The 6,387-nt window shown below is 53.3% G+C and carries 7 protein-coding genes; 5 read left to right on the top strand and 2 right to left on the bottom strand.

Features of this window, described 5'->3' with window-relative positions:
* The 5 genes from IE092_RS18730 to IE092_RS04230 all read left to right on the top strand — a co-directional run.
* On the top strand, nt 1-234 hold a 234-nt coding region (locus IE092_RS18730), incomplete at its 5' end, for a hypothetical protein (RefSeq protein ID WP_229793015.1).
* 400 nt (nt 235-634) lie between these two features.
* Entirely contained in the window at nt 635-1,015 is a 381-nt protein-coding gene (locus IE092_RS04245; protein WP_189355723.1) for a VOC family protein, read from the top strand.
* Nucleotides 1,016-1,099: 84 nt separating this feature from the next.
* On the top strand, nt 1,100-1,570 hold the full coding sequence (locus tag IE092_RS04240; protein WP_189355722.1) for a hypothetical protein: 471 nt from the start codon (nt 1,100-1,102) through the stop codon (nt 1,568-1,570).
* A 334-nt stretch (nt 1,571-1,904) separates the two neighbouring features.
* A complete protein-coding gene (locus IE092_RS04235) occupies nt 1,905-2,825 on the top strand; it encodes a phosphatidate cytidylyltransferase (RefSeq protein WP_189355721.1) in 921 nt (306 codons plus the stop codon).
* Between the two features lie 32 nt (nt 2,826-2,857).
* Nucleotides 2,858-4,615, top strand: a complete 1,758-nt coding sequence (locus tag IE092_RS04230; protein ID WP_189355720.1) for a bifunctional alpha/beta hydrolase/class I SAM-dependent methyltransferase — start codon at nt 2,858-2,860, stop codon at nt 4,613-4,615.
* On the opposite strand, the gene IE092_RS04225 is transcribed toward IE092_RS04230, so the two are convergent.
* Nucleotides 4,581-5,204 (bottom strand): CDP-alcohol phosphatidyltransferase family protein, encoded by a 624-nt coding sequence (locus tag IE092_RS04225; protein WP_189355719.1) that lies wholly within the window; start codon nt 5,202-5,204, stop codon nt 4,581-4,583. The two genes, IE092_RS04230 and IE092_RS04225, sit on opposite strands and share 35 nt — an antisense overlap.
* Nucleotides 5,201-6,376 (bottom strand): phosphatase PAP2 family protein, encoded by a 1,176-nt coding sequence (locus IE092_RS04220; RefSeq protein WP_189355718.1) that lies wholly within the window; start codon nt 6,374-6,376, stop codon nt 5,201-5,203. The genes IE092_RS04225 and IE092_RS04220 overlap by 4 nt, the downstream gene beginning before the upstream one ends.
* Nucleotides 6,377-6,387: the final 11 nt, after the last annotated feature.

Here is a 6,387-nt window from a genome sequence, read left to right as displayed (position 1 = left end):
TCGAATGAGGCGGGGGTTTTGCTTTGTGCGCGCCAAAAGTGCGAAAGCGGAAAAAGAACAAGAACTAAGCAAAAAGCACAAACAACACAAAACCGGAAAGACAAACACAAACCCGGCTGCCGCCGGGTTTGTGCTTTGCAGATCAGAAAACAGGACAAATGCGGTGTTCAGCACAGCCATCTGCCGCTCCACGGCAGAACGTCCGGCTCTCCAAAATGCATCAATGCGGATTAATGCACAGACAGCGCGCCGCAAACACCTCAGAATGGATACGCCACCCGCACAACCGCCACAATCGCACCCGGATTCGGGTGTTTGATTGCGCCGTTCGAAAAACGATTAGTCTTCTGTGCAAAAAAAGCCTCCACACATGTGAGTCATTTCGATACACCTCACGATGACTAAGCGCCATAGTCTAAAAGCCGATGACTCACCGATTTCCTCATTTACGCGCTGATATGAGGCTAACCGTACGCTCGGGATACCCGTATTTCTCCACCGTTGAAGATCATCCGTTACACAGATTGTCATTCGGGCGGTATCCTTGCCGGATAAGCGAATTAATCGTTATCAGGTAAGCCAGCACTCGTCGGTATCGACGCAAATTGCAGGGCTTCTGAGCAAGGAGAATGGAATGAATCTGAACCAGGTTACAGTGGCGGTGAATGAAATTGCGCCGGCGGTTGCCTTTTATCGCGGACTGGGATTGCGTCTGATTGTGCTTTCGCCGCATTATGCGCGCTTTGAATGTCCGGATGGTGATGCGACGTTTTCTGTGCATCTGAGTCTGCAACCAGTGTCTGCGCACGGTGTTGTGGTGTATTTCGAATGCGAAGATCTGGATGCGCGGGTTCGTGCTTTATCGGGACAGGGTTATGTATTTTCGCAGCTACCGCAGGATGAGCGCTGGTTATGGCGTGAGGCGCGACTGCTAGATCCTTCGGGGAATGAGATCTGTCTGTATTTTGCCGGCGACAATCGTAAAAATCCGCCTTGGCGGGTACAGGAAGCCTGATTCATGTCTCGGATTAGCCGATCGCCGGAGATGCGTGCTGCTTACTCCGCTGTGCCGCCCGGGTGGTTGCCGGAGCAGATCCGTATGACACATACGCAGTTGGGTGGTCAGTACGATCTGAGTCTTCCTGCAGCCTGTTCCCAATGGCCGGAGTGGCATCAGTATCGCGAGATTTTATACAGAATCGCCGATGGTATCAGTGCCGGGGATGCAGGCTGTGCCGAACTAGCAATACGCTATCTGATTCTGAATTATTCCGGTTCATACGCAGGTTATCTGCGCGCATTATTTGCCCGCCGGTTAAAGCATGCGGCACTCACTACAATGCAGAAAAACCGGCTGCACCGGCATTTTTCTGAATTGCTGCTACGGAATATACGTCAACGGGAACTGAAAGAATGTGCAAAATTGTGGCGATTGTGTGCGACGCCGCTGGAGCTGAGCACGCTGGCTCTGCAAGTCAGCTCTGCCGACGAATCCGTTCGTCAGCAGTTTGCACAGATCTTTCCCGCTTCGGTAATCACTTGTTCCGATGACGCCGGTTCGGCCTGCTGAATCATGGGAATGATACAGCTGACAAAAAGGCGGAAACGGTATTCAGCGCTCATCGGTTCGCTACAGTAAAGCATGATGAAAATGCTATCATCGATATTTGTTCCTGGCGCCGGCCTGACAGAAAGTATTGCAGGCATCCGTCAGACATTAAAGTATATGTAATGCGGAAATTTGCACAGCGATCTGGCGCTCGCCGGCGAAAAGTCCGGGGGTTGTGAAATGGCAGATGCGGATTTCTGCCGCATGCTGATTAACAAAAATTCCCGGCTCTCTGCTGTTTTCAATACAAGATGACGCAAGCTTCAATATATTCAGCTTTCTCGGCACGCTCAGCATGACAACATTCGACACCTGGCAGTCAGCGCTTTTTTCCGGTGGGATGCAGGGAATTTATTTGTTTTTACTGGTCGCAAGTGTGCTTACCGCGCTGCTGACACGTAAGGGACGTCGCAAAAGTCTGGCGCCACGGGTGTATGCCTGGTGGTTAATGCTGCCGGTTATCCATCTCGCTTTGCTGTTTCAGGTATCCGGCTTAATAGTATTTACCGCACTGATCGCTTTACTGGCATTCCGTGACTTGTTCCGTCTGAGCCTCCGTCCGCGTACATTTTGCGCGGTGGCAGCAGGGTTTGCTGCGATCTCGGTGCTGATTGTTTTCTCAGGCGAAGCATTGTCACCATTGATGCAATCCGTTTTGTTACTGACCTTACCCTGTGTGCTGACCGGTGGCTTCAGGCGAGAACACAGGCAAGTGCAAAATCTGTATTTGTGGCTGGCATGGGCCAGCGCCTGTTGTGGCTTAGGTTTTTTCGGGTTGCTGATCGGCATGATTGCACAAGCACCTGAGCAACACATGCGCTGGATGTTTTTCCTGCTGGTTATGACATGCTTTAACGATGTTGCGCAGTTTATCAGCGGCAGCCGGTTCGGAAAGCAAAAGATCGCCGCCAGTATCAGTCCGAATAAAACTTTACAAGGTGTGGTTGGGGGCGTTGCCGTCAGCACTTTGCTGGCAATGGCAGTCGGCACTTATCTGCAACTGGCACCGGTACCGGTACTCGCAGCACTTGGTGCGGCGTTGTCAGTGTGCGGACTGGCGGGGGATCTGTGGTTTTCTGCGATCAAGCGCCGCTTACAGATTAAAGATTTTTCAGATTTAATACCCGGTCATGGCGGTATTCTGGATCGTGCGGACAGCCTGATGCTGACTGCGCCCGCCATGACGTTTTTTCTCATGATTTGGCAGACCCGATAACCGGAGCCGCAGGCTTCAGAGAGTGGAGACAGATGAGTCAGGCAGTGAGCAGGGCAGCGCAAGAGAACGGTTTTTTTTCACACGACGGTGCACGATTGTTCTACCGGCACTGGCCGGTGCAGCCGGGTGTCAGTGATTCGGGTCGTGTGATTGTATTGCTGCATCGAGGGCATGAACATTCAGGACGGGTACAGCAACTGGTGGATGCGCTGGTTCCGCAAGATTGCAGTGCGTATGCATGGGATGCACGCGGACACGGTTACTCGCACGGCAAGCGCGGCGATGCGCCGGATTTTATGTGTCTGGTGAAAGATTTCGAAGCTTTCATTCAGCATCTGCAAAGCGTGCACGGCTGTCAGCAGGAACAGATTCTGATTATTGCAAACAGTGTCGGCGCGGTGATTGCGTCAACATGGATACACGATTACGCACCGTGCGTGCGCGGGCTGGTGATGGCGGCCAGTGCTTTTGATATCAATTTGTATGTTCCGCTGGCAAAGCCCGCATTGCGACTGGGTTTGCGCCTGCAGCCGGAACTGAATGTGACCAGTTATGTCCGTGCCGGTATGCTGACGCATTGTGAGGCGGAAGCAAAATCATATGAAACCGATCCGCTGGTTACAAAGAATATCTCCGCGCGTGTTTTGATCGATCTGGCAGATACTGCGCAACGCGTGGTGGCGGATGCTGCAGCGATTGATTTGCCGGTGCTGATGCTGGTGGCGGGGAAGGACTATGTGGTCAAAACCGCGGCTCAACAAGCGTTTTACGACAGGCTCAGTTCTGCATTGAAACGCTGGGTGTATTTGCCGGAAGCGCATCATGCTTTGTTGTATGAGAAAGATACCAGCGTCGCGTTTTCTGAAATACGCAAATTTATACAGGAATGCTATGCGCTGGCGATGCCGGAGCTGAAGCAGCGTGTGATCCAGTCCGCATCTGCGCAGCGTGAATTGCAGTTACAAGACTTACCTGCGCCAGGTATCGCAAACCGTGTCGCATTTGGCGTACAGCGTCTGATGATGCGGCATCTGGGCTGGCTGAGCGAGGGTATTACGCTGGGAATGCAAACCGGTTTTGATTCCGGTGCTTCACTGGATTATGTGTACCGCAACCGTGCATCCGGTAAGCTGGGCATTGGTGCGCTGATCGACAGAGGTTATCTGGATGCGATCGGCTGGCGTGGAATTCGTGAGCGCAAACAGCATCTGGAAAAAATGCTGTCGCTGGCGATTGCCGCGGTACCTGAAGGCCAGACAATACGGATACTGGATCTGGCCACCGGTGGCGGACGGTATTTACTGGAAACGGTAAAGCGCTTTGGTAACCGGCAGTTTGAAATTGAACTGCGCGATTATGTGCAATCTAATCTGGATGCAGCATCTGCGCTGGCAAAACAGCTGGGCTTGGCAGAACAGGTACGCTGCCGTCGTTGCGATGCATTCAGTGCTGACAGTTATCAGGACGAAACGCGTTTTCATATCGTTGTGATTTCCGGTTTGTTTGAATTGTTTTCAGATAACAATCTGCTCAACACGGCTTTGCAAGGTGTACGCCGTCAGATGCTGCCCGGTGCGAAACTGATTTACACCGGACAGCCGTGGCATCCGCAACTGGATATGATTGCACACACGCTGACCAATCATCAGGGCAAACCCTGGGTGATGCGTCCGCGGCCACAGGCAGAACTGGATGCACTGGTGGCACTGGCTGGCGGACAAAAACTGCAATCGCTGGTGGGTATTCAGGGCATTTTCAGTGTGAGTCTGGCGGAGTTTGCTGCGCCCTGAGTGCGCTGCGAAAGCGGTTGGCAACCGTCAGGGTTGCCAGCGCAATCCCCAGTATTTGCAGCCACAGTAATACCTGTGTGCTGACACCTGCCAGCTGCAGTAACACCAGTACACTGAACAATACAGCGCGGTCGCTTTTACCCATTGGTCCGTCAAAAGCCCGCGCCGCCTGCACACTGACGGCGAGCACACCGGTGAACTCTGTCAGCATTCCCAGTGCCAGTAAAATCAGCAAACTGATCGCATGTTCCGGCAACAGCCATACCAGCGGCAGATACACCGCAATATCGGCCAGCACATCGCATAACTCGTTCAGCAAAGCACCAAGCCGGGTACGCAGCTGCGCAGCATTGGCCAGCATGCCATCCAGCGCGTTCAGCATCATGCGCAACAGCATCATCAGCGGATAGATGATCCACAGGGCTTTTTGCGCAGGCCAGCAGATCAGCGCTGCGCCATAGATTATGCAGATCGCCAACGCACCCAGCGTGATATGGTTAGGATGCACACCACTGCGCAACAGCCATTGCAGCAAGGGTTGCAGGCTGCGCTGAAATGCGGGTTTTAACTGATAGACAGAAATTTTCATGATGTTTCCTGTAGGCGGGCAGTGATCAACCGGCAGCGGTGAAAGCCCATCGCGCAATGCAGATAAATCGTTTTTCCCTGTTTCAGCGCAGGCTGCAGCGTGACAAACAATGCGTCGCAGACTGCAGCGTCAGGCTGCACAATATCCAGCATGGGTATATACAGATAAGTCAGTTCACCGGCAGCAACACGCGACATAATCACAGGTTGTTCACTGAGCTCTGCACTGCAATCCACTACGACTATTCCGGCGGGTAAGCGGCGCGCTTCAGCCGCGCTTAAACGGGGACCTGTCATCCATTGCGCACTGATGTGCCGTGGCTGAATATCCGGTCGCAGCAAAAAGCGCTGTACCGACCAGCTGATGCGATACGAGAGCAAATACGGTGCATACAGCAGCCAGCTTTGCCAGCTGAACTTGCCATTCTGTTTATTCAGAAAGTTTGCCCGATGATGCTGATAAGCCCGTGCCACCAGCAGCCAGCTGAATGCCGGATACAGCAACCACCATTGGCCGCTGTAAATTCCCAGATTCCCGGCCCAGGCCGCCGCCAGCCCGTAATACAGCGCGACACCGGGTTTGGTCGCATCGAAGCGCCAGCGCAGACAACAAGCCGCCAGCGCTATACCGGACACCACATCGGCCAGATGGTGCTGGTAGGTGAACAGCGTTGATGCCACAAGCAATAGCGCAGCGCCATCGAGCAACAAGCGTTGCCATTGCAAACGCAGTGCAGGGCGGATGAAGTACCAACCCAGGCAGGCATACACCACATGCAAAGACGGCAGCTGGTTATACGGCTGATCAACACTGTGCAGCCATTGATAAAAAATCCCGAACGAAACATCACCGGAAGGAATCGTGTGTTGCTGGCGCAAAGGCCACCACAAAAACACCATTCCAGCGAGCGTGGTGGCAAGTAAAAAACGGTGGCTGATATGTCGGATCGACGGCAGATCATCGCGTTTGCGTGCCAGCCAGAAAGGCAGTGCAAAAAACAGCAGCGACAAGCTGTAAGGCAAAATCATCCACGCGATGAAAGGCAGATCCTGCTCTGCCGCCAGCATCACATGCTGTTGCGCACCGGACCGCACTGCGAGCCAGTTGGTGCAGTGATAGATCAGGCTGAAACTGAGCGCGTTCAGCAACAAATGCCGGTCTGCGTGGCGCATACATTCGATAA

The organism is Cognatundibacterium squillarum (assembly GCF_014652435.1).
In the GTDB taxonomy this organism is placed as follows: domain Bacteria; phylum Pseudomonadota; class Gammaproteobacteria; order Burkholderiales; family Burkholderiaceae_D; genus Undibacterium; species Undibacterium squillarum.
This window is presented reverse-complemented; position numbering and strand designations above follow the sequence as displayed.